Annotated in this window: 17 protein-coding genes and 6 pseudogenes; 6 read left to right on the top strand and 17 right to left on the bottom strand. The window is 59.2% G+C overall.

Going from position 1 to position 20,650, the window contains the following annotated elements; genetic code table 11:
• Positions 1–68: 68 nt before the first annotated feature.
• Both ccrA and B4968_RS01995 read right to left on the bottom strand, forming a co-directional pair.
• Positions 69–1,354 (bottom strand): annotated as a pseudogene (gene ccrA, locus B4968_RS02000) (crotonyl-CoA carboxylase/reductase).
• A gap of 111 nt (positions 1,355–1,465) precedes the next feature.
• Positions 1,466–2,943, bottom strand: a pseudogene (locus tag B4968_RS01995) (1-acyl-sn-glycerol-3-phosphate acyltransferase).
• A 195-nt stretch (positions 2,944–3,138) separates the two neighbouring features.
• Here B4968_RS01995 and B4968_RS01990 point away from each other — a divergent pair.
• From B4968_RS01990 to deoD, 3 genes are all read left to right on the top strand, one after another.
• On the top strand, positions 3,139–5,112 hold the full coding sequence (locus tag B4968_RS01990; protein WP_083096148.1) for a protein meaA: 1,974 nt from the start codon (positions 3,139–3,141) through the stop codon (positions 5,110–5,112).
• Between the two features lie 123 nt (positions 5,113–5,235).
• Positions 5,236–5,553 carry an H-NS histone family protein gene (locus B4968_RS01985; RefSeq protein ID WP_083096146.1) on the top strand — a complete coding sequence of 106 codons (318 nt, stop codon included), beginning with the start codon at positions 5,236–5,238 and terminating at the stop codon, positions 5,551–5,553.
• A gap of 20 nt (positions 5,554–5,573) precedes the next feature.
• Positions 5,574–6,278, top strand: a complete 705-nt coding sequence (gene deoD / locus B4968_RS01980; RefSeq protein WP_083096144.1) for a purine-nucleoside phosphorylase — start codon at positions 5,574–5,576, stop codon at positions 6,276–6,278.
• Between the two features lie 217 nt (positions 6,279–6,495).
• Here deoD and B4968_RS01975 read toward each other — a convergent pair whose 3' ends face one another.
• From B4968_RS01975 to B4968_RS01910, 15 genes and pseudogenes are all read right to left on the bottom strand, one after another.
• Entirely contained in the window at positions 6,496–7,353 is an 858-nt protein-coding gene (locus tag B4968_RS01975) for an urea carboxylase-associated family protein (protein WP_083096278.1), read from the bottom strand.
• A gap of 85 nt (positions 7,354–7,438) precedes the next feature.
• Positions 7,439–8,650, bottom strand: coding sequence for a type III PLP-dependent enzyme (locus B4968_RS01970; protein WP_083096142.1), 1,212 nt, complete (start codon positions 8,648–8,650; stop codon positions 7,439–7,441).
• 217 nt (positions 8,651–8,867) lie between these two features.
• The gene (locus B4968_RS01965) at positions 8,868–9,056 is read right to left on the bottom strand and encodes a hypothetical protein (RefSeq protein ID WP_083096140.1); all 189 of its coding nucleotides are present in this window, start codon (positions 9,054–9,056) and stop codon (positions 8,868–8,870) included.
• Positions 9,057–9,187: 131 nt separating this feature from the next.
• The gene (locus B4968_RS01960) at positions 9,188–9,967 is read right to left on the bottom strand and encodes a succinate dehydrogenase iron-sulfur subunit (protein ID WP_083096138.1); all 780 of its coding nucleotides are present in this window, start codon (positions 9,965–9,967) and stop codon (positions 9,188–9,190) included.
• 156 nt (positions 9,968–10,123) lie between these two features.
• Positions 10,124–10,564, bottom strand: a complete 441-nt coding sequence (locus tag B4968_RS23960; RefSeq protein ID WP_241525502.1) for a hypothetical protein — start codon at positions 10,562–10,564, stop codon at positions 10,124–10,126.
• 54 nt (positions 10,565–10,618) lie between these two features.
• On the bottom strand, positions 10,619–11,038 hold the full coding sequence (locus B4968_RS23955) for a hypothetical protein (protein ID WP_241525501.1): 420 nt from the start codon (positions 11,036–11,038) through the stop codon (positions 10,619–10,621).
• A 60-nt stretch (positions 11,039–11,098) separates the two neighbouring features.
• A complete protein-coding gene (locus B4968_RS01950) occupies positions 11,099–11,305 on the bottom strand; it encodes a hypothetical protein (RefSeq protein WP_139792546.1) in 207 nt (68 codons plus the stop codon).
• A 25-nt stretch (positions 11,306–11,330) separates the two neighbouring features.
• Complete coding sequence (gene sdhA / locus B4968_RS01945; protein ID WP_083096134.1) at positions 11,331–13,139, bottom strand: succinate dehydrogenase flavoprotein subunit; 1,809 nt, start codon at positions 13,137–13,139, stop codon at positions 11,331–11,333.
• A 25-nt stretch (positions 13,140–13,164) separates the two neighbouring features.
• Positions 13,165–13,536 carry a succinate dehydrogenase, hydrophobic membrane anchor protein gene (sdhD, locus tag B4968_RS01940; protein ID WP_083096132.1) on the bottom strand — a complete coding sequence of 124 codons (372 nt, stop codon included), beginning with the start codon at positions 13,534–13,536 and terminating at the stop codon, positions 13,165–13,167.
• Positions 13,537–13,546: 10 nt separating this feature from the next.
• Positions 13,547–13,936, bottom strand: a complete 390-nt coding sequence (sdhC, locus tag B4968_RS01935) for a succinate dehydrogenase, cytochrome b556 subunit (protein WP_083096130.1) — start codon at positions 13,934–13,936, stop codon at positions 13,547–13,549.
• A gap of 152 nt (positions 13,937–14,088) precedes the next feature.
• Positions 14,089–14,832 (bottom strand): annotated as a pseudogene (locus B4968_RS01930) (DUF1194 domain-containing protein).
• Positions 14,833–14,994: 162 nt separating this feature from the next.
• A pseudogene (locus B4968_RS01925) lies at positions 14,995–16,042 on the bottom strand (MaoC family dehydratase).
• On the bottom strand, positions 16,042–16,245 hold the full coding sequence (locus B4968_RS01920) for a DUF1737 domain-containing protein (protein WP_027241504.1): 204 nt from the start codon (positions 16,243–16,245) through the stop codon (positions 16,042–16,044). The pseudogene B4968_RS01925 and the gene B4968_RS01920 overlap by 1 nt, the downstream one beginning before the upstream one ends.
• A gap of 3 nt (positions 16,246–16,248) precedes the next feature.
• Positions 16,249–16,800 (bottom strand): NnrU family protein, encoded by a 552-nt coding sequence (locus tag B4968_RS01915; RefSeq protein WP_083096128.1) that lies wholly within the window; start codon positions 16,798–16,800, stop codon positions 16,249–16,251.
• 34 nt (positions 16,801–16,834) lie between these two features.
• Positions 16,835–17,688: pseudogene (locus B4968_RS01910) on the bottom strand (HpcH/HpaI aldolase/citrate lyase family protein).
• Between the two features lie 465 nt (positions 17,689–18,153).
• Between B4968_RS01910 and B4968_RS01905 the strand changes: the two are divergent.
• From B4968_RS01905 to B4968_RS01890, 3 genes and pseudogenes are all read left to right on the top strand, one after another.
• Complete coding sequence (locus tag B4968_RS01905) at positions 18,154–18,471, top strand: hypothetical protein (protein WP_420916442.1); 318 nt, start codon at positions 18,154–18,156, stop codon at positions 18,469–18,471.
• Between the two features lie 771 nt (positions 18,472–19,242).
• A pseudogene (gene mdh / locus B4968_RS01895) lies at positions 19,243–20,204 on the top strand (malate dehydrogenase).
• 168 nt (positions 20,205–20,372) lie between these two features.
• Positions 20,373–20,609: a hypothetical protein gene (locus tag B4968_RS01890; RefSeq protein ID WP_083096123.1), complete on the top strand. Its 237-nt coding sequence runs from the start codon at positions 20,373–20,375 to the stop codon at positions 20,607–20,609.
• The last annotated feature ends 41 nt before the right edge of the window (positions 20,610–20,650 follow it).

Raw genomic sequence — 20,650 nt, 5'->3', positions numbered from 1 at the left:
ACCTCTTCAGGTATCGCGACGCCCCTTTTAGATTTCAGACACACCCCCTCAGGGTTGAAACCTGTGGATTACTTGCCCGCCTCCAGCACATCCTCAAGGGTGCGCAGGCCGGTTTTGGGGGCCTGAACCAGGACCGACATATTGCCCGGCTTGTGCTCGTTGCGCAGCATTTTCATGTGCGCGTCAGGCAGGTCGGCCCAGGAGAAGACCTCGGACATGCAGGGGTCCAGACGACGCTCGACCATCAGCTTGTTGGCAGAGGCGGCCTGCTTGAGGTGGGCAAAGTGCGAGCCCTGCAGGCGTTTCTGGTGCATCCACATGTAGCGCACATCAAAGGTCAGGTTAAAGCCGGAGGTGCCGGCACAGATCACCACCATGCCACCTTTTTTGCACACAAAGGTCGAAACCGGGAAAGTCGCCTCACCGGGGTGTTCAAACACCATGTCGACATTGTTGCCCTTGCCGGTCACTTCCCAGATGGCGGCGCCAAACTTGCGGGCCTCTTTGAACCAGGCAGCATATTCCGGCGTGTTCACGGTGGGCATCTGGCCCCAGCAGTTGAAATCCTTGCGGTTCAGCACGCCCTTGGCGCCCAGCCCCATGACAAAGTCACGCTTGCTCTCGTCCGAGATCACCCCGATGGCATTGGCGCCGGCGGTGTTGATCAGCTGGATCGCATAAGAGCCAAGACCACCCGAGGCGCCCCAGACCAGGACGTTCTGGCCGGGCTTCAGATCATGGGGTTCATGACCAAACAGCATCCGGTAGGCGGTGGCCAGTGTCAGCTGTAGCAGGCACTTTCTTCCCAGGTCAGGTGCTTGGGGCGCGGCATCAGCTGCTGCGCCTGCACATTGGTGAACTGGCTGAACGAGCCATCGGGGGTTTCGTAGCCCCAGATACGCTGGCTGGGAGAATACATCGGATCGCCGCCGTTGCACTCTTCGTCGTCGCCGTCATCCTGGTTGCAGTGGATCACCACCTCGTCGCCGATTTTCCAGCGCTTCACCTTGTCACCCACGGCCCAGACGATACCCGCAGCGTCCGAACCCGCGATGTGATAGGGCTGTTTGTGGCCGTCAAAGGGGCTGATCGGCTTGCCGAGCGACGCCCAGACACCGTTGTAGTTGACGCCAGCGGCCATCACCAGCACCAGCACTTCATGGCTGTCGAGCTGGGGAACATCCAATACTTCCTGCAGCATGGCGGTATCAGGGTTACCATGGCGTTCTTTGCGAATGGCCCAGGCATACATTTTCTTGGGCACATAGCCCATGGGGGGCATCTCACCAACCTCATAGAGATCTTTTTCGGGAGCCTCGTAAGACAGGGGTCCGTTTTGTGTGTCCAGAGCCATGGTGGCCTCCTTTTTCAAGCGTCATTGCTGCAACGCAGAATCGCAGCGTCTACATGAGGGATAAAAACAGCTGAGTAACATTGCAACCCCTCATGGGGTCATTTTGTAATTTTATGACTTCGCGGATGCAGAATTTTCCTTGGCACCCGCAGCATTCCCGCCGGAGGCCAGACCCAAAGCGCTGTGCGGCACCAGATGGGCGATCGAGTTGGCATAGTAGACCAACAGGTCGCGTTTGGCGGGCTCCGGCATCAAAAGGCCCTTTTTGCGCGTGATCAGGCCACGCATCGACAGGATACGGGCGGCGGACTCGGCTTCAGAGCTCAGAGCCGCGCTATGATGATGCACCGAGACCGGAGCCATCTGCGCACCAAGTCCTGTCATGCGGTGCGACAGCACATCGGCGCTCATCGGGCCGTGCTGCAACAAAAGCCAGGCGGCCATTGGCACCGGCAACACCGGCACGGCCGAGCCGATCCTGCCAAGCAGCTCAGTGGCCAGATCCTGTGTCAGATGTAGCCCGGGGGTAGGTTCGGGAACCTCTTCGCGCGCCGACCTGTGCGCCTGAGAAAACTGCCGCAGGCTGAGAGGGCGGCCAAAGGTTACCGCCGCATAGCCAAAGCGATGGTAGCGTCCTGTCATCCACAGCCAGAGCTGGCGCAGAACCCGTCCCATGACCACACCGATCCGTGCTTTGAAACGGCGCTCACCCGCGCGGGCCGCAGAGGTCAGGATGGTGTCCTCCAGAACCCAGTCATAGTTCAGCCCCACCGGCACAAAGACCACATCCCGGCCCTGTGGGTCTGCGCCGTAGGGATCTGCGGCCTCAACGATGTACTTTAGCAGCCCCAGCCGCGGCGCCGCCAGCGCCCCATCCAGGCTGAGGCCGCCCTCGGGAAACATCGCCTGCGTCGCACCGCCCTGGGTCGCCAGCCGCATATAGGCCGAAGCACCCGGCGATAGAGATCATTGCGGGATTTGCGCCGGATAAAATAGGCACCCATGGCCCGGATCAGGCCAGACAGCGGCCAGACCCGCGCCCATTCCCCCACCGCATAGGACAGCGCCGAGCGCCGCGCCGCCAAATAGGTCACCAGCACATAGTCCATATTGGATCGGTGGTTCATCACAAAAATCAGCGTCGCATTGGGATCAAGCTGCCGCAGGGCTGCCTCATCCTGATAGCCAAGACGCAGGCGGTAAATCGCATTTGACAGCCAGCGCGCCGCCCGGATGGCAAAGCCGAAATAGGCAGAGGCCGAAAACGCCGGCACAATCTCGCGGGCGTAGCGGCGGGCCTGCTGAAACGCCACATTTTCGGGCACGCCCTGGTCGGCGGCATGCTGGGCAATCGCCTTTGCCACCTCGGGATCATAGACCAGCCGCTGGATCATGTCATAGCGCCGGGTCAGCTTGAAGGGCTCGATGGGGCGCTCAAGCCGCCGGTTCACCCGCTCCACCGCCCGTTCAAACCGGCGACGAAAAAACCAGCGCACCGATGGAAACAGAAAATGCGAGGCAAAGGTGACCGCCGCAAACAGCAGAATCAACACAAATAGCCACAGGGGGAGTTCGATTGTCTCGCTCATCCTGCAGAGTTTGGCAGCAAAGCAGGGATGCGGCAAGTCCCAGAGCAACGCCACGCGTCTGTGCCGCCGCGTTTCGGCAAAAACCCCTGCAAAAGCGGAAATTGCCGCGATGCAGCGAATTGACACCGATGTAAAATTGCAGTCTAGATCAGCTCAGCGAAATAAAATTACCGACCAGAAACCATGAGGCTCGCCATGTCGCAGATGCAGAATGACCGCAAAACAGATCGTCCCTGGCTGATCCGGACCTATGCCGGCCACTCCACTGCCGAGGCCTCAAACGCGCTCTATCGCTCCAATCTGGCCAAGGGTCAGACGGGTCTGTCAGTGGCTTTTGATCTGCCCACCCAGACCGGCTATGACAGCGACCACATTCTGGCGCGTGGCGAGGTTGGTAAGGTTGGCGTGCCGGTTGGCCACCTTGGCGATATGCGCAGCCTGTTCGACCAGATCCCGCTGGAACAGATGAACACCTCGATGACCATCAACGCCACCGCGCCCTGGCTGCTGTCGCTCTATATTGCGGCGGCCGAGGAACAAGGCGCAGATGTCAGCAAATTGCAGGGCACGGTGCAAAACGACCTGATCAAGGAATATCTGAGCCGCGGCACCTATATCTGCCCGCCCAAGCCCAGCCTCAAGATGATCGCCGATGTGGCCGAGTACTGCTACACCAATGTGCCCAAGTGGAACCCGATGAATGTCTGCTCCTACCACCTGCAGGAGGCCGGTGCCACGCCGGAGCAGGAACTGGCCTTTGCGCTGGCAACAGCACAGGCCGTTCTGGACGAGCTGAAGCCGCGCATCGCCCCTGAGGATTTCCCGGCGCTGGTGGGGCGGATCTCGTTCTTTGTGAATGCCGGCATCCGCTTTGTCACCGAGATGTGCAAGATGCGCGCCTTTGTCGATCTCTGGGATGAAATATGCCGCGACCGGTATGGCGTCGAGGACCCCAAGTTCCGCCGCTTCCGCTACGGGGTGCAGGTGAACTCGCTGGGGCTGACCGAGCAGCAGCCAGAAAACAACGTCTACCGTATTCTGATCGAGATGCTGGCGGTGACCCTGTCGAAAAAGGCCCGTGCCCGGGCGGTGCAGCTGCCTGCCTGGAACGAAGCCCTTGGCCTGCCCCGCCCCTGGGGTCAGCAATGGTCGATGCGGATGCAACAGATCCTCGCCTATGAGACAGACTTGCTGGAATTTGACGACCTGTTTGAGGGCAATCCGGCCGTGGACAAAAAGGTCGAAGAGCTGAAAGAGGGCGCCCGCGCCGAGCTGGCAAACCTGCAATCCATGGGCGGCGCGGTTGCCACGATTGAATATATGAAGTCACGTCTGGTGGATTCCAACGCCGAACGCCTCAACCGGATTGAGTGCAACGAGACCGTTGTGGTTGGCGTCAACCGCTGGACCGAGGGCGAAGCCTCGCCGTTGCAGACCGAAGATGGCGGCATCATGGTTGTTGACCCGGCGGTCGAGCAGGAACAGATCTCGCGCCTCAACGCCTGGCGCCGCGCGCGTGACAATGACGCGGTCACCAAAGCGCTGGCGGATCTGCGCGCCGCAGCCCGCGACGGCAGCAATATCATGCCTCCATCGATTGCGGCAGCCAAGGCCGGCGTCACAACCGGCGAATGGGCCGAAGAAATGCGCCAGGTGCACGGCACCTATCGCGGCCCCACTGGCGTGTCGGGCTCGCCGGCCAACAAGACCGAAGGGCTGGAAGATCTCCGCGAGGCGGTCAATGCGGTCTCAGACCAGCTCGGCCGCCGGTTGAAATTCGTGGTGGGCAAGCCCGGCCTTGATGGCCACTCAAATGGCGCCGAACAGATCGCCTTTCGCGCCCGGGATTGCGGTATGGACATCACCTATGATGGCATCCGTATGACCCCCGAAGAACTGGTGGCCCAGGCCCAGGATGATGGCGCTCATGTGGTTGGCCTGTCCATCCTGTCCGGCAGCCACCTGCCCCTGGTCGAAGATCTGATGCAGAAAATGAAGGCCGCCGATCTGGACCAAATTCCGGTGGTGGTCGGTGGTATTATTCCAGACGAAGATGCCGAAAAATTGCTCAAGATGGGTGTCGCCCGCGTTTACACGCCAAAAGACTTTGAGTTAAACACAATTATGGCAGACATTGTGAAATTGGCGGACCCACTTCAGATTGAATGACGTCTTTTTTATAAAAAAATAGTGGCATTATTCATGAATTGGGGGTGAAAGTCCCTATATCTTTAGGCATGAAAGAGAATTGCACGTCAAAAGATGTGCGACATATAAACTTGGAGTATCAAAATGAGCTTTGACCTTTCGGGACATTGCCGAAAAGAGCTTCTTGAGCTAAAGACCGGCATTGATGATGCCTTGAAAGAAGCCGAACAGCGTGAGCGCAAGGCGGCGATTAAAGCGGCAGAAGAAGCCGCTGCCCAATTTGGTTTTTCTTTGGACGAAATTGCAGGCTTGCAGCGGGGCTCCGCCAAGAAACAAAAGGCAGCCGCAAAATATCGTAACCCGCACAACCCAGAGGAAACCTGGAGTGGCCGTGGACGCAAACCTCATTGGGTGCATTCCGCCATGACCTCTGGTATGGACATCTCTGAACTGGAAATCTGATTCCGGACTGGAGAAAACCTATGACCATTCACATCGGCGCTTCAAAAGGCGACATTGCAGAAACTGTTCTTATGCCAGGCGACCCTTATCGGGCCAAATGGGCTGCTGAGAACTTTTTGCAGGATGCCAAGCTGGTAAATGAAGTCCGGGGCATGCTGGGCTATACCGGCAGCTGGAATGGAAATCGTGTTACAATTCAGGGCAGCGGCATGGGAATGCCCTCCCGCTCCATTTACGCCAATGAATTAATCCGTGACTTTGGCGCAAAAACGCTAATTCGCATCGGGTCCTGTGGCGGCATGCAGCCGCAGGTAAAACTCCGCGACGTTATCCTGGCAATGTCGGCCTCCACAGTCGCCTCCCCCTCGCAAAGCATTTTTAAGGAATTGAATTTCGCACCAACTGCGGATTGGTCCCTTTTGCATGCGGCGTCTCAGGCCGCGCAATCGCGCGACATTGGCATACATGTTGGCGGCATCTATTCCTCCGACACCTTTTATGATGAACGCCCCGACCTGAACGAGCAGATGGTGCGGCATGGCATTCTTGGTGTTGAGATGGAGGCCGCTGAACTTTATACGCTGGCAGCCCGCTATCAATGCCGCGCTTTGGCTGTGCTGACAGTGTCCGACCATTTGGGCACCGGCGAAGCCCTGCCCTCGGATCAACGCGAGCGCAGCTTTGGCGATATGGTCGAGATCGCGCTGGAAGCCGCCTTCGCCTGACATCAAAGCGGCTACTGGCCTGCCTCAGGTCCTTTTTGATCAGACAGCTCCAACGGTCGCCTTTTCTTTTTTCAGAACTCTCTAAATGCAGGCCTTTATGTATCGCGGTGGACGCAGCGCGCCGTTAAGGCGCGCTGCCGGGCCCAAAGCGGGGTGAGCGCATCTATGATGCGCCCAGCCTGCGCGGGAGCGCTACCTGCAGGGCTTCGCTGACACCTCAGCGGCCATGGCTTTGGTCATAGCCATTGCGCTCCGGGCTTTGCCAGCCCGCCAAAACGCCCTCTTGCGGCGCAAAGACTTCCACCAAGAGCGGGTAGCACGCTGCCGTGTCACTGGAATGCTCTGCGGAACAATCGCCACCGGGGCAGGCGCTCAGGGCGCCCAAAAGCGGGATTTCCGCAAAGAACTCCAGATAGTCCCCCGGGCGCACCGGGCTTTGTTTCATGAAATACTGGCCAGTGTCACGACTGAACCCGGTGCACATAAAGACGTTGAGCACGTCATGCACATGGCGTTCAGCCTCAGCCAGACTGAGGCCCAAGTGATCCGCCAACGCCCGGGTGAGGTTGGAATGGCAGCAGTGGTGATACTGGCTGTCTGCCAGCAGATTACCGGTATAGGGATCGCAGCGGGTGCCGATGACGTCATGCACTGAGCCTCCAAATGCATCGATGCCATACCAGCCCAGCGTGTCTGCGATAATCGTCGCCATCGGCCGCATCATAGGAAAACTCGTCCACATGCGCTCCCCTGTGGTGATATGAGTGCCATGCAACGCCCGGGTCTTGCCGGAATAAAACCGCTCGTTGAGATCCTCGCGGTTCCACAGGTTCAGATCGCCCACCTGGGCGCCCTGTACCGAAGAGATCCGAAAGAAATGTCCTGCAGGCACTTCAAAACAGGCGGCATCGCGCGGCGGCACCAGAACCTCTGCCACCTTGCTGGCCCCCTGACGCGCCGCCCGGTACAGCGCCACGTCCGGCTGGGGCAGCGTTTCATTGGGATAACAGATCACCGGTTTGACAGCGCGACGGGCCTCTGCATCGGCAGGCGCCGGAAAGGATGGTTGCGGCATGGGAAGGACCTTTTTGTTGTTTGGCACAACTAGGCCTCTTTCCCACGCCCACTGCAAGCCGCGCAGGGCTTATAGCTCTGTCGTTTCAGATCACGACCACGTCAAGCGGCGCAAATCCGTTAAATCCAACCGAGGCATAGGTCGAGGTATAGGCCCCACAGGAATGGATCACCACCCGGTCGCCTGACCGCAGCCCGACAGGCAGCTGCACCGGCTGTTTTTCATAGAGCACATCGGCGCTGTCACAGGAGGGGCCCGCCAGCACACAGCTGCCCGTCGCCTCATGGTCGCGCGCCGTGGTGATCCGGTAGCGGATCGCCTCATCCATGGTTTCTGCCAGCCCGGAGAATTTGCCGATATCCAGATAGACCCAGCGATGCAGGTCATTCTGGTGCTTTTTGGAAACCAACAGCACCTCAGCGGCAATAGCCCCTGCCTCGGCCACCAGGCCACGGACCGGCTCTGCCATGATCTGCGACACGTCAGGGAACCGCGCCTCGACCAGTGCCATAACCTCGGCCCCGTAGCTCTCGGCACCCTGCACAGCACTACCGTAGCTGGCCGGAAAACCTCCACCGATATTGAGCAGGGTCAGGGTGTACCCGGCCTCTTTGGCGCGCTGCCACAGCGCTGCGACCTGATCCAGGGTCTCTACCCACATCCAGGGCGCGCGGGTTTGTGAGCCCACGTGAAACGACAGCCCCGCAACCTGCAGCCCCAGTTCCACCGCATAGCCCATCAGCACCAGCGCTTCGTTGGCTGCGCAGCCAAACTTGCGGCTCAGCGGCCAGTCAGCGGCGCTGTTTTCCACAATCAGACGCAGGCACACAGTGGCGCCCGGCGCATGTTCGCACAGCTTTTCCAGCTCTTCACGTGAATCGGCCGCAAAGTGGCTGATCCCCGCCGCATAGGCAAAGGCGATATCAGCAGAGCGTTTGATGGTATTGCCAAAGCTGATCTGATCCGGGCGCGCTCCAGCGGCCAGACACATCTCAATCTCAGCCCGGCTTGCCGCATCAAAATGCGCGCCCTCTGCCACCAGTCGGCGCAGGATCGCCGCCTCTGGGTTGGCCTTTACTGCATAGTGGAGCTGTGCCCGCCCCAGACCGCGCGCCAGAGCGTGATACTGCGTTGCCACGGCCTCAAGATCAACCACCAGCGTCGGGCGCTCAAAACTGTTCTGGGCGATATAGTCCAGATGCCGCGCGCGGGCCGGGATGTGCGTGTCAGAGGATGGCAAGACTGGCGACTGCTCAGCAACAGCTGCAGCCCCGATTACAAATGCGTTCATGGTCATCTCCAAAAGACCCGGCCATATATGACCGCTCAGTTCCATCAGAGACGTTACCGTCGCTACGTACCCATGGATTAAAGACCCTTGGGACAGAGGCGCGTGCGTTGGCGTCTTATGTCGCGCTATCGGGCAAAGCCGCGAGTCGATCAAGCGTTTTTTTGCTGCTGTGACAGAAAATGCGACACCCGCACCCAGCCATGGCAGCCATGCCACGCTGGGTTTATTTGCCCCGCAGGCAGTCCCGCGGCTCTGCCGCACCGGGCTGCACCGCAGCGCAATTGGCGCATTGCCAACGGTGCTGACTGCGCTGCTGACGCCAGCGACAATCGCGGCTCAGGGTGCTGGTCTTGCGACGCCAGATAAAATAGCCAAACACACCGGTCAGCAGGAGCAATATCAAAACAGGCATGGCCCCCCTCTAGCCTCTTGGCGTCTTGGGCTCAAACAAAAAACCCCGGACAGTCCAGCTGCCCGGGGGCTAAAATGATACCGCAGTGACGGGCAATCCAGCTGATTGTCCAGCCGGTTCACCCAGGCGGATCAGACCGCGCGGTCGACCATCATATGCTTGATATGCGCAATCGCTGCCGCCGGGTTCAGACCCTTGGGGCAGGTCTTGGTGCAGTTCATGATGGTGTGGCAGCGATACAGTTTGAAGGGATCCTCAAGCTGGTCAAGACGCTCAGGAGTCGCCTCATCACGGCTGTCGATGATCCAGCGATAGGCGTGCAGCAGGGCGGCTGGCCCGAGGTATTTGTCGCCATTCCACCAGTAGCTCGGGCAGGAGGTCGAGCAGCTGGCGCACATCACGCATTCATACAGACCATCGAGCTTTTTACGGTCCTCAATGGACTGACGCCATTCTTTGGCGGGCGCGTTGGTTTTGGTTTCCAACCAGGGCATAATCGAGGCATGCTGGGCATAGAAATGCGTCAGATCCGGGATCAGATCCTTCACCACCGACATATGCGGCAGCGGGTAGATCTTTACGTCGCCCTTGACCTCATCCAGCCCGTAGATACAGGCCAGCGTGTTGATACCGTCGACATTCATCGCGCAGGAGCCACAAATGCCCTCGCGGCACGAGCGCCGGAAGGTCAGCGTGGGATCAACTTCATTTTTGATCTTGATCAGCGCGTCCAGGATCATGGGACCACATTTGTCCATGTCGAGGAAATAGGTATCAACCTGCGGGTTCTTGCCATCGTCGGGATTCCAGCGATAGATTTTGAACTTGCGCACATTGGTCGCGCCGTCCGGCTTGGGCCACGTCTTGCCTGTGGTGATCTTGGAATTTTTCGGAAGTGCGAATTCGACCATAGATCGTTCTCCTTGCTTAGCGACCTGCCACACCAAGGGCAAAAGCCCTCAGCTGGCAGGAGATCGGATGGAACGGCAAAGCCAACAGGCCCTGCCGAAAATCAATAACAACCCCGGATGAGGCAATTGTGAGGTTCTGGCGACAGGAGGCATGGATCATGAAATCGCCCCCTGCGGCAAAGGCGCCTGTTCGGCCACCGATTTCAGATAGGCTGCGTCCTTGGGAAACAAAGCGTCAAGCGCGGCCATCAGCGCCGTATCGCGCGCCGCCAGATGCAAAACCGCCTGATACTCTGGCTCACCCCGCATCTGGGCCCAGCGTTTGTCTGTCTGCAACTCGGTCGCGGAGGCCGCTTCTTTTTGGAAAGACGAGCCGCCACCGTAGGCCTGCACCTTGCCAAGACCATTGTCCCGCTGCTGCAGTCCCAGATCTTGCAACAGCGCTGCACGATAGCTTTCGCTGGCGACCCAGCGGTCATAGCAAATCGCCACCAGCCCAAGATCCCGCGCCTGGCGCACCAGCTGCAGAAGCCGGGTATAGCTGTCCACCGTGCGCAGCAATATCGCATTGCGGCGCACCAGGACTGTAGCCCTCATTGCCCTGCATCTTTTTCAGCAGCGAGGCCGACCAGTTCAGAAAACTTCTGTAGATCAGGATATTGTGGGAAAACAGCCCCTCATCAAAGCCGCCCGAGACCTGACGCGAAACACCAAACTCCGCCGGGCTGGTGTCCTCATAGGAGACCAGTAATAGCGCGCCATCAGCTGCCTCACGGTCACCGAGGTCATGTCACGCCGGGCCTTGTTCTGCGAGGCATGGGCGCCATTGAGCTCGATCCCGCGCGAGTTCTGCAGCGGATCAGTGCCGGGTTTGCAATTGTTCAGAAAGACCGAACCCCCCGCCGGTGCATTGCGCTGCAACCAGGACAGAATGGCGTGATTGCCCGAGCGGCGCATGCCAAACACCCGCAGGCTGAGGCCCGGCGTAAAGCCAAGCGCCTGCCATTCGCGCGGCAGCGAGCTATCCAGTTCCGCGCCATCCAGTGCCGAGCTGTCTAATGTCGACATCATCAGCCCCTTCCACGACGGAAAGGATAAGCTGAAACAGTGCGATGCGCCACAGCCACCATGTTAATAGTCCCCTGCAAGAGAGGACCGGATGGTCGAGCCATCAGACAAGAACGCCAAGGCGCGCCTTTGCTCTGCCTCGGTCAGTCTTTGCCACAGGGCCTCATCACCGGGCATCAGGGCGTAGCCCGCTGGCAGAGCGCTCTGGGATATCTCGGGCATGTCGGCACAGGCCGACAGCAACAGGACAATAAAGCCCAGCTGCACCACTTTGATATCCCAGCCTGCCCTCATATCAGAAGGTACGCGCTTTTGGAGCGATCTTCGCCAGGCTGATGCCGCCTTCTTCTTCGGTGGTCAGACGATCAAGGATAACCGGAGGGTAGGTCAGATCGACCTTGGCGTCGTCAACCCGGCTGACGGTATGGACCCGCCAGTTCTCATCATCGCGTGTGGAATAATCCTCATGCGCGTGGGCACCGCGGCTTTCGCGGCGGGCTTCGGCGCCGTGAATGGTGGCCAGCGCGTTTGGCATCAGGTTGGCCAGCTCCAGCGTCTCCATCAGATCCGAGTTCCACACCAGAGAGCGATCAGTGACCTTGAGGTCGCCCATCTTGCCCGCAATCGTGGTCATCTTATCGACGCCCTCTTTCAGCGACTTGTCCGTGCGGAAAACAGCTGCATCCGACTGCATGGTGCGCTGCATCTCCAGACGCAGATCCGCCGTGGCGATACCGCCATTGGCATTGCGCAAGCCATCGAAGCGATCAAAGGCCTTATCGACCGAAGGCTGGTTCAGCACTGGGTTCGGCGCCTCTGCGTCAACGATTTTGCCGGCGCGAATGGCCGCAGCCCGGCCAAAGACCACAAGGTCAATCAGCGAGTTCGATCCCAGACGGTTGGCGCCATGCACCGAGGCACAGCCCGCTTCGCCCACAGCCATCAGGCCAGGCACAACGCCGGTTGGGTTCTCTGCGGTTGGGTTCAGCACTTCGCCCCAATAGTTGGTCGGAATGCCACCCATGTTGTAGTGCACCGTTGGCAGAACCGGGATCGGCTCTTTGGTGACATCAACACCGGCAAAGATCTTGGCGCTCTCAGAGATACCCGGCAGACGCTCGGCCAGGGCCTCGGGCGGCAGGTGGCTGAGGTTCAGGTGAATATGGTCACCATCAGCGCCAACACCACGGCCTTCACGGATCTCCATGGTGTTGGAACGCGAAACATAGTCACGGGGGGCAAGGTCTTTGTACTGGGGCGCGTAGCGCTCCAGGAACCGTTCCCCTTCAGAGTTGGTGAGATAGCCGCCTTCGCCGCGTGCGCCCTCGGTGATCAGACAGCCAGAGCCGTAGATGCCGGTGGGGTGGAACTGGACAAATTCCATATCCTGCAGCGCCAGACCCGCCCGCGCCACCATGCCGCCACCGTCGCCGGTGCAGGTATGGGCCGAGGTGGCCGAGAAGAAGGCACGGCCATAGCCGCCGGTGGCCAGAACAACCATCTTGGCATTGAAGACATGCATGGTGCCGTCATCAAGCTTCCAGCAGACAACGCCCTGACATTCACCCTCGTCCGACCTGATCATGTCGATGGCAAAATATTCGATGTAGAATTCAGCGTTGTTCTTCAGAGACTGACCATAGAGCGTGTGCAAAATGGCGTGGCCGGTCCGGTCCGCCGCGGCACAGGTGCGCTGCACCGCAGGGCCTTCGCCGAACTCAGTGGTGTGGCCACCAAAGGGACGCTGATAGATCTTGCCCTCTTCGGTACGGCTGAACGGCACGCCGTAGTGCTCCAGCTCATAGACCGCCTTGGGGGCTTCGCGGGCGAGGTATTCCATCGCATCCGTGTCACCCAGCCAGTCAGAGCCCTTGACCGTGTCATACATATGCCACTGCCAGTTATCGGGGCCCATATTGGACAAAGAGGCGGCAATGCCGCCCTGTGCCGCAACCGTGTGCGACCGGGTTGGGAAAACCTTGGTCACGCAGGCCGTGCGCAGCCCCTGTTCGGCCATGCCGAGCGTCGCCCGCAAACCTGCACCACCTGCGCCTACAACAACGACGTCGTATTCGTGGGTTTCATATTCATATGCTGCTGTCATCGTTTTATTCCTTACCGCGCATATTCTAAAGAGCGAGTTTAACGAGGGCGAAAAGGCCCGCAGTGATCATCGTGTAGGAAAAGGCGGTCACGGCGACAATCGCGAGCTTGGCCTTGGTCCCGTGGACATAATCCTCGATCGCCTCATGGGTTTCGCGCATGACGTGCTGGATGATCACGATCAGGCTCAGCGCCATGATGATGGCCGGGATGGGGCGGCTGAAATAGGCCAGAACCTCGTCATAGCTGCCGCCCAGACCGTAGCCAAACGTGAAAATAAACAGTGGAACCGTGGGGATCATCAGGATCGAGCTGACAAGCATCTGCCAGTGATGTTTGGTGCCGGTGCGGCTTGCACCCAGACCCTGGGCTCGTTTGCGGTCGGTCAGATATTGCATGGGTCGCTCCTTACACCACGAGGGCAGTGATTACTGTCAGGACGGTTGCGCCAACAAACATGCCCAGGCCCATCCGTTCTGAAACCTTGATCTCAACCCAGTAGCCGAAATCCCAGATCACATGCCGCAGGCGCCCCAGGACGTGATACCACAGCGCCCAGGTCGCACCGAGCAGAACCAAATCGCCAAACCAGCTGCGCAGCAGACCGTCGACCAGGGCAAAAGCCTCTGCAGACATTGCAGCAGCCACCAGCCAGCCCACCACCAGCACTGCCAGGCCAAGCGTAGCGATCCCGGTGATGCGGACCATAATGGACGAAATAGACGTCATCTGGGGCCGGTAGTACGACCCGATCATAAATGGCGAAAGCGGGCGGTTGCCGCGATTGGCGTCGGCCATGGTGGCTCCTTCACAGTTAGCTGGTGATGTTTTAGCTGATTTTTGCCTGCTGTCACCCAAACGACAGGTAAATTTCGGCGGTTATTTGACCTGTTTTGCAAAAAAAGATGTTTCGTGATCACAGGAAACCGCCCAGTGATCACAAAATCCCATTATCTGAAATCTTTTTCAGAATCATCCCCCCTCAGTACAAATCTTTGTAAATTACGGCCGCGCTGCTGAATTGGCGGTGCATTTACGGCAGTTTTGCGCGCGACTTCTCGCACCAGCTTGCGGCGGATCTTTTCAGGATAGTCGCGAAAGCTGCGCGCCGTCTCCACAAACGCACCTTCGCCCCGGATCACATGCTCATAGAAATAGGCTGTCAACTCGGGCTCGCTCTGTTCAATGGCGATGGCATTGACGGTGACCCCGGCCGCCTTCAGCCGGGGCTTCAAGGCGGCGGGCTCAATGCCCTCGTTGGATTAGCTGTCACCGGCTACATCAATCACCCGCTTGTCACAGTCAGCCCCCCGCGAGAACTGTGTCAGCCCCAGCAAAAGCGCCTCGCCCAAAGCGGTGGAATAGTTGCGCCAGGGACGCGGCGCGGCTTCGATGCTTTGGGCCAGAGCCTCGACATCTCCGAATGTGTGGGTCGCCGTCCAGGGAATAGAGACTTCCTGCCGGGCCCGCCCGGACCACTGGATCAGGGTGACCTGCGCCTGCGCCCGCACCAGTGCCTCAGAGACGACACCATCACGCAGCCCCGCTGCAAGACCATCCATCTGAATGCGATACTCGGTGGCATCCACCGAGCCCGAGACATCCACGGCCAGCACCAGCGCCAGATCGCAGGCCAAAGCAGGCAGCGGCAGCACTGAGATGAAACCAGCAAGGAGACGGGCTTTGATCCTCATGACAAAAGTCTAGGCCAGAAGTTTTGATGCCGTCACCCCCTTTGAGCCGGCAAAGGGAGCGGACAAACACAAAGCTATGCGCTTTTCACCCGTAAAAAACACAAATGGCCACGCGCACTGCCGCATGGCCATTCTGGAAGCAGCTATGTGATATGGGACTGATTATTTAGGCATCAACGCCCAGTAATCCAGATCCAGCAGCACGTCTGGCAGGTATTTGCCATCCTCGCCCTTCAGATCAAAAGGCGCGCCGCCTTTGGTGGCCACCAGACGCAGACGAATGACGCCCACGCCGGCGGCCGCGGTCTCTGCCTTGTCCAGCACCTCGGACCAGGCGCGGATGGTGGTGCCAGACAGACAAGGGTTGGCATGCGCCCCACCGTTGAGGCCCACAATCATCTGCGCATTGGCCAGACCATTGAACGACAGCGCCCGCGCCATCGAGATCGCGTGGCCGCCATAGATCAGCCGGGTGCCATCCGGGCGTGCGGTATTGTCAAAATGCACCTTGGCGGTGTTCTGCCACAGGCGGGTGGCCAGCATATGCTCGGCCTCCTCAACGGTGACGCCATCGACGTGGTTTGATGGTCTCGCCCACCGCGTAGTCGCCCCAGCGATGCGCCTCTCCCGCGAGGTCAAAATCGTAATCGCTGAAATCCAGCCCCGCAGGCAGCACCAGCTGATCCGCCGGAATGACCTTTGCCAGCTCTGGCAGCACGGTTTCGGGCGCGGGCGCGTCCAGGTTGCCTTTGCGCACCATCACCCAGCGCACGTATTCCATCACCGTCTCGTCACGCTGGTTCAGGCCGCGTGTGCGCACATAGACCACACCGGATTTGCCGTTGGAGTTCTGCTTAACGCCAATCACCTCGCTCTCAGAGCGCAGGGTGTCGCCCTCATAGACCGGCAGCAGCCAGCGTCCCTCGGCGTAGCCCAGATTGGCCACTGCATTCAGCGAAACATCCGGCACCGTCTTGCCAAACACGATATGAAAGGCGGCCAGATCGTCCAGCGGCGCCTTTGGCAGACCAGAGCGGCGGGCAAATTCATCCGAGGAATAGAGCGCATGACGCGCCGGATAGAGCGCATGATACAGGGCGCGCTCGCCGCCCGATACGGTGCGCGGCACCGCATGGCGGATCACATCGCCCAGGGCGTAGTCCTCAAAAAATCGGCCTGAATTGGTTTTTGCCACTCTGGTCTTGACCATCAGTGTTCTCCCAGTTTTGTCTCGGGTGTGTAGGTGCCATCCACCTCTTTCACCACAGACTGACCGCAACGCATGATGCCTTTGACCGGATCAAAGGTCTGGGTAGGGCTGCCATGCAGCTCCCACCCTTTGTTCAGCGCATCGGTCACCTTGTGACAAAAGGCGGAGGTGTCGTCTTCGCTCAGGAACCGGTACAGTTTCATGCCTCAGCCTCCTGGAAACGGTGAGGGGCCAACCAGCCCGTGAATAAAGCCAATAACCGCCAGCAGCAGGATGGAGATCGCAAAGAACATCGCATCCTTTTTGATGCTGCCTTTGGGTTTTGGTGTCCAGTTGGGCTCTGCCCGGTTGATCACCACCATCTCGACCAGCGCCCAGGCCAGCAAGCCGCCAAACAGCACAAAGGACGCCGGATCCCAGTTGACCAGCAAATGTGCAACCGCCCAGAGCGCAAAGCCAAACAGCATCGGATGCCGCATCTTGTAAAAAATCGCGCCCTTAGAGGGGCCGGGGCTGGTGAAATACAGCGCAATCAGCACCAACAGATTGTTGATATGCTGCAAAAACGGCGGGTACAGCGCCAGATCAAAGCTCTCGGCCGAGCGATAGCCCAGCACCATAAGAACAATACTCAGCACCAAAGCAACGGCCACAATGCCCTTGCCCTTGGGGCCCAGTTTTTCACGGATGCCGGGGGCGACGCGCTTGAACAGATGCGCGCCCCACCACAGCAGGATGCCTAGGACCAGAAGTGTCATGTCAGTCTCCCATAGATGTTAACTTTGTTAACACCTAGGCGGAAATGGCAGCAATTGCATCCGCTTTTGCAAGGATTTCGCGTGCGGTGGCCACATGCAGGTTTTCCACGATCTTGCCGTCCACAACCGCCACGCCCTGCCCCGAGGCCTCGACCTCTTCAAAGGCGGTGATCTGACGCCGGGCGAGATCGATTTCATCAGCGCTGGGAGCAAAGGCCGCATTGGCCACATCGACCTGCGCCGGGTGGATCAGCGTCTTGCCATCAAAGCCCATGTCGCGCCCCTGGGTGCTTTCCTCCTTCAGACCGTCGTCATCTTTGAAGGCGTTGTAGACACCACCCACAATGATCCGCCCCTCGGCCTTGGCGGCCAGCAGACACAGGCCCAGCCCCGCCATCATCGGCAAACGATCGGCGCGAAACCGGGTCTGCAGCTCCTTGGCGAGATCATTGGTGCCCATGACCATGCCCTGCAATTTGGGATGCGCCGCGATGGCGGCGGCGTTCAGCATACCGCGCGGCGTCTCCATCATCGCCCAAAGCGGCTTGTCGCCGGTGATCTCGTCCAATGCATCCAGATCCGCCGGGCTCGAGACCTTGGGCAGCAGAATGGCGTCACAATCCATCAACGCCGCCGCTTTGGCATCCTCTTTGCCCCAAGGGGTGTCAAAGCCATTGATGCGGACAATTTTCACCCGCGCGCCATAGCCGCCCTCTTTCAGGGCCGCCGCCAGGATATCGCGCGCATTGTCCTTTTCTTCCGCCGAGACCGCATCCTCAAGGTCAAAAATCACCGCGTCCACCGGCAAGGTCTTGGCCTTTTCCAGCGCCCGGGGCTTGGAGCCGGGGATGTAAGTACCGAACGATAGGGGCGGGGGCGCGGGTCCATAAGGAAACCTCCAGGTTATTTTGTTGCGCAAACGGCTACAGATTCGGGCGGAAACTTTCAAGAGCATTCATGCCGCATTGCAGAAACGACCTCACGACACTGCCAGGGCGCCGGGCTAAGCCGCACATGAAAAAGGGTATTTTGACTTGACATTCCATATCTTCACTTCGGATCGGCGAATTAACCGTTTTTCAAAGTGTCCTTGGCAAACTTTTTCTATCGCAGAGACCGAAAGGTCAGGGATCAGAGCCGAGATTTAGCCTCCGGGTTTCGGGGACTGGGCTTCGACACAGGATCTCTTTCTGCGAGGGCAGAAGCCCGTTGAGAATACATCAGGTCAAAGGCCTGCATAACGATTACGTCACACGCAACCGGCCCCAGATCTGTTGGGTTCGCAGAGAGGTCAGCTGACCGCTCTCTTTCAGATCGGCCGTTCCGCAACGGGTAAAACCCATGGAGAAGACGATGTTTAAAACTACACTTGGCCTGTCTGTCCTGGGCCTTATCACTGGACTGATGACCGCCGCCCCCGTTGCCGCCCAGGGCCGCAACTGCGCACCGCGCGAGGTTGTCATTGCACGGCTTGCTGAAAAATACGGCGAAAGCCGCCAGGCCATTGGCATGGGCCAGCAGGGAATGGTCATGGAAACCTTTGCCTCAGCCGAGAGCGGCAGCTGGACCATCACGGTCACGATGCCCACGGGCATGACCTGCCTGATGGCCTCGGGGCAGTCCTTTGAAGCCCTGGCAGAAGCAGTGCCCTCCGTCGACAACGACGCCTGAGCGGCTCTGGCCTTTTTAAAGCCCCCCCTAAGCGCTTATTCCGCTGATCGCAGCGACAGCCCAATGTCAGTGCAGTGATTGGCGCGATCTGTTGATGGGCTGAGCAGTGGCCGCCCCCACTCCCTGCCTGCCCTCAGCTGCCAGATCGGAATCACCAGATCAGAACGCAGCAGTGAGACCCAGTCCAGGGCCTCACTGACCATGCGCGACGCGCCATCGCTTCACGTGCCATCGCATTGAGCGCACCGTTTCAGAGGACCGATGAGGCCCCTGAGCGCATGCCCCGCCAACCACGATGGCGCTGGCTTTTCCGGACACCCCTCCCCCACCTCTGCAGTGCCGGAAAAGCCAGTTTTGGCCATACCAGCTTTGGCCATAAAGGCATTCGACAACTCATTCCCAACACCCTTTCCCAACACCCTTTCACAGCGCCCTTTCACAACGCCTTTTCTCACCTGAATGGGCCGTAACCCGAGGCTTGCGCGACAAGAATCGAAACCCTGCTGCGTTCCAATCTGCCCCCGGGCAGTCCCACTGGCGCCTGCAAGACCGGAGCCAAAACCGCGCGCCGGATCACAAAAGCGAAAAACATACAAAGCAATGTCGCAAAAAGGGATGGCCCGATATCCCTTGTTTGCAAGAGGTTTAGCGCTAGCAATCTGTGTCTCATACGCGTCAGCTTTCGCGATGCCGCAGCGCAGAACACTTGCGCGGGCGCGCGGGAGGGCGTAGGCATCCACCCAATTACAACCCGACCGGAGAGAAATCCCCATGGCCAGACCCAAGATCGCGCTTATCGGCGCAGGCAACATCGGCGGCACGCTCGCTCACCTCGCAGCCATCAAAGAACTGGGCGACGTTGTCCTGTTTGATATCGCTGACGGCCTTCCCCAAGGCAAAGCGCTCGACATCGCCAAATCCGGCCCCGTTGAGAAACTCGACGCCGCCATGTCCGGCTCCAGCGACTACGCCGATATTGCCGGCGCCGACGTCTGCATCGTCACCGCCGGTGTGGCGCGCAAGCCCGGCATGAGCCGCGATGACCTACTCGGCATCAACCTCAAAGTGATGAAGTCGGTTGGCGAAGGCATTGCCGCCCACGCGCCCGACGCCTTTGTCATCTGTATCACCAACCCACTGGATGCGATGGTTTGGGCACTGCAGAATTCTCGGGCCTGCCCGCGAACAAGGTCTGCGGCATGGCTGGTGTGCTTGATTCAGCGCGCTTCCGTCACTTCCTTGCAGAAGAATTCAACGTCTCCATGCGCGACGTCACCGCCTTTGTTCTCGGCGGCCACGGCGACACCATGGTGCCTTCCGTGCGCTACTCTACTGTAGGCGGCATCCCCCTGCCCGATCTGATCGACATGGGCTGGACCACACAAGAGAAACTGGACGCCATGGTTCAGCGCACCCGTGATGGCGGCGCAGAAATCGTTGGCCTGCTGAAAACCGGCTCTGCCTTCTACGCCCCTGCTGCCTCGGCAATCGAGATGGCCGAAGCCTATCTCAAGGACCAGAAGCGCGTTCTGCCCTGCGCCGCCTACTGTGACGGCGATCTCGGCGTCAAGGACATGTATGTCGGCGTGCCAACCGTGATTGGTGCCGGTGGCGTTGAGCGCGTTGTCAACATCAAGCTCAACAAAAGCGAGCAAGACATGTTCGACACCTCGGTCAAAGCGGTTCAGGGACTGGTCGAGGCCTGCAAGGCCATCGACAGCTCGCTCGCCTAAAGGCGCAGCACTCCCATATACAAAGATTAAAGCCGTCGGAGTTTCCGGCGGCTTTTTTTACATCCGAGCGCAGCCGCGCCCCCTGTGAGGGCCAGGCCGTGCGCTCAGGCCATCCGCTCTGGCCGTGCGATCAGCAGGCCATGCGCTCAGGACCCGCGCTCAGGACAAGTGCCAGACAAGCATCGCGGCACCACCCAAACAACGCCACAGCGCCCGGCCCTGTTTTTTGAAAAATTCAGGTTCAAGGCTTTTGTCTTAGTTGCACCTCCTCTCTTCAACCCACGGGTTGATTCGCTTGCGCAGGCGCCTGGTTTTGCCGCAGTTGTGATCACGCGTAAAAAACCTGTGATCACAAATAGTGAAAATCTTCGTGAAAAACCCGCGCGGCATAAGAAAAACCTTTAAAGATTTGGCATATGACGGCGGTATGACAGAGATTATTGAAG

It is taken from the genome of Pseudophaeobacter leonis, from assembly GCF_002087335.1.
GTDB lineage: Bacteria > Pseudomonadota > Alphaproteobacteria > Rhodobacterales > Rhodobacteraceae > Pseudophaeobacter > Pseudophaeobacter leonis.
The sequence above is the reverse complement of the archived record's forward strand: the minus strand, read 5'-3'. Positions and strand labels throughout refer to the sequence as shown.

Excerpts from the sequence above, each read along its gene's own strand:
- B4968_RS01990 (WP_083096148.1), top strand. The coding sequence starts at position 3,139 with ATGTCGCAGATGCAGAATGACCGCAAAACAGATCGTCCCTGGCTGATC.
- B4968_RS01985 (WP_083096146.1), top strand. The coding sequence starts at position 5,236 with ATGAGCTTTGACCTTTCGGGACATTGCCGAAAAGAGCTTCTTGAGCTA.
- deoD (WP_083096144.1), top strand. The coding sequence starts at position 5,574 with ATGACCATTCACATCGGCGCTTCAAAAGGCGACATTGCAGAAACTGTT.
- B4968_RS01975 (WP_083096278.1), bottom strand. The coding sequence starts at position 7,353 with ATGCCGCAACCATCCTTTCCGGCGCCTGCCGATGCAGAGGCCCGTCGC.
- B4968_RS01970 (WP_083096142.1), bottom strand. The coding sequence starts at position 8,650 with ATGACCATGAACGCATTTGTAATCGGGGCTGCAGCTGTTGCTGAGCAG.
- B4968_RS01965 (WP_083096140.1), bottom strand. The coding sequence starts at position 9,056 with ATGCCTGTTTTGATATTGCTCCTGCTGACCGGTGTGTTTGGCTATTTT.
- B4968_RS01960 (WP_083096138.1), bottom strand. The coding sequence starts at position 9,967 with ATGGTCGAATTCGCACTTCCGAAAAATTCCAAGATCACCACAGGCAAG.
- B4968_RS23960 (WP_241525502.1), bottom strand. The coding sequence starts at position 10,564 with ATGAGGGCTACAGTCCTGGTGCGCCGCAATGCGATATTGCTGCGCACG.
- B4968_RS23955 (WP_241525501.1), bottom strand. The coding sequence starts at position 11,038 with ATGATGTCGACATTAGACAGCTCGGCACTGGATGGCGCGGAACTGGAT.
- sdhA (WP_083096134.1), bottom strand. The coding sequence starts at position 13,139 with ATGACAGCAGCATATGAATATGAAACCCACGAATACGACGTCGTTGTT.
- sdhD (WP_083096132.1), bottom strand. The coding sequence starts at position 13,536 with ATGCAATATCTGACCGACCGCAAACGAGCCCAGGGTCTGGGTGCAAGC.
- sdhC (WP_083096130.1), bottom strand. The coding sequence starts at position 13,936 with ATGGCCGACGCCAATCGCGGCAACCGCCCGCTTTCGCCATTTATGATC.
- B4968_RS01920 (WP_027241504.1), bottom strand. The coding sequence starts at position 16,245 with ATGAAACTGTACCGGTTCCTGAGCGAAGACGACACCTCCGCCTTTTGT.
- B4968_RS01915 (WP_083096128.1), bottom strand. The coding sequence starts at position 16,800 with ATGACACTTCTGGTCCTAGGCATCCTGCTGTGGTGGGGCGCGCATCTG.
- B4968_RS01905 (WP_420916442.1), top strand. The coding sequence starts at position 18,154 with ATGTTTAAAACTACACTTGGCCTGTCTGTCCTGGGCCTTATCACTGGA.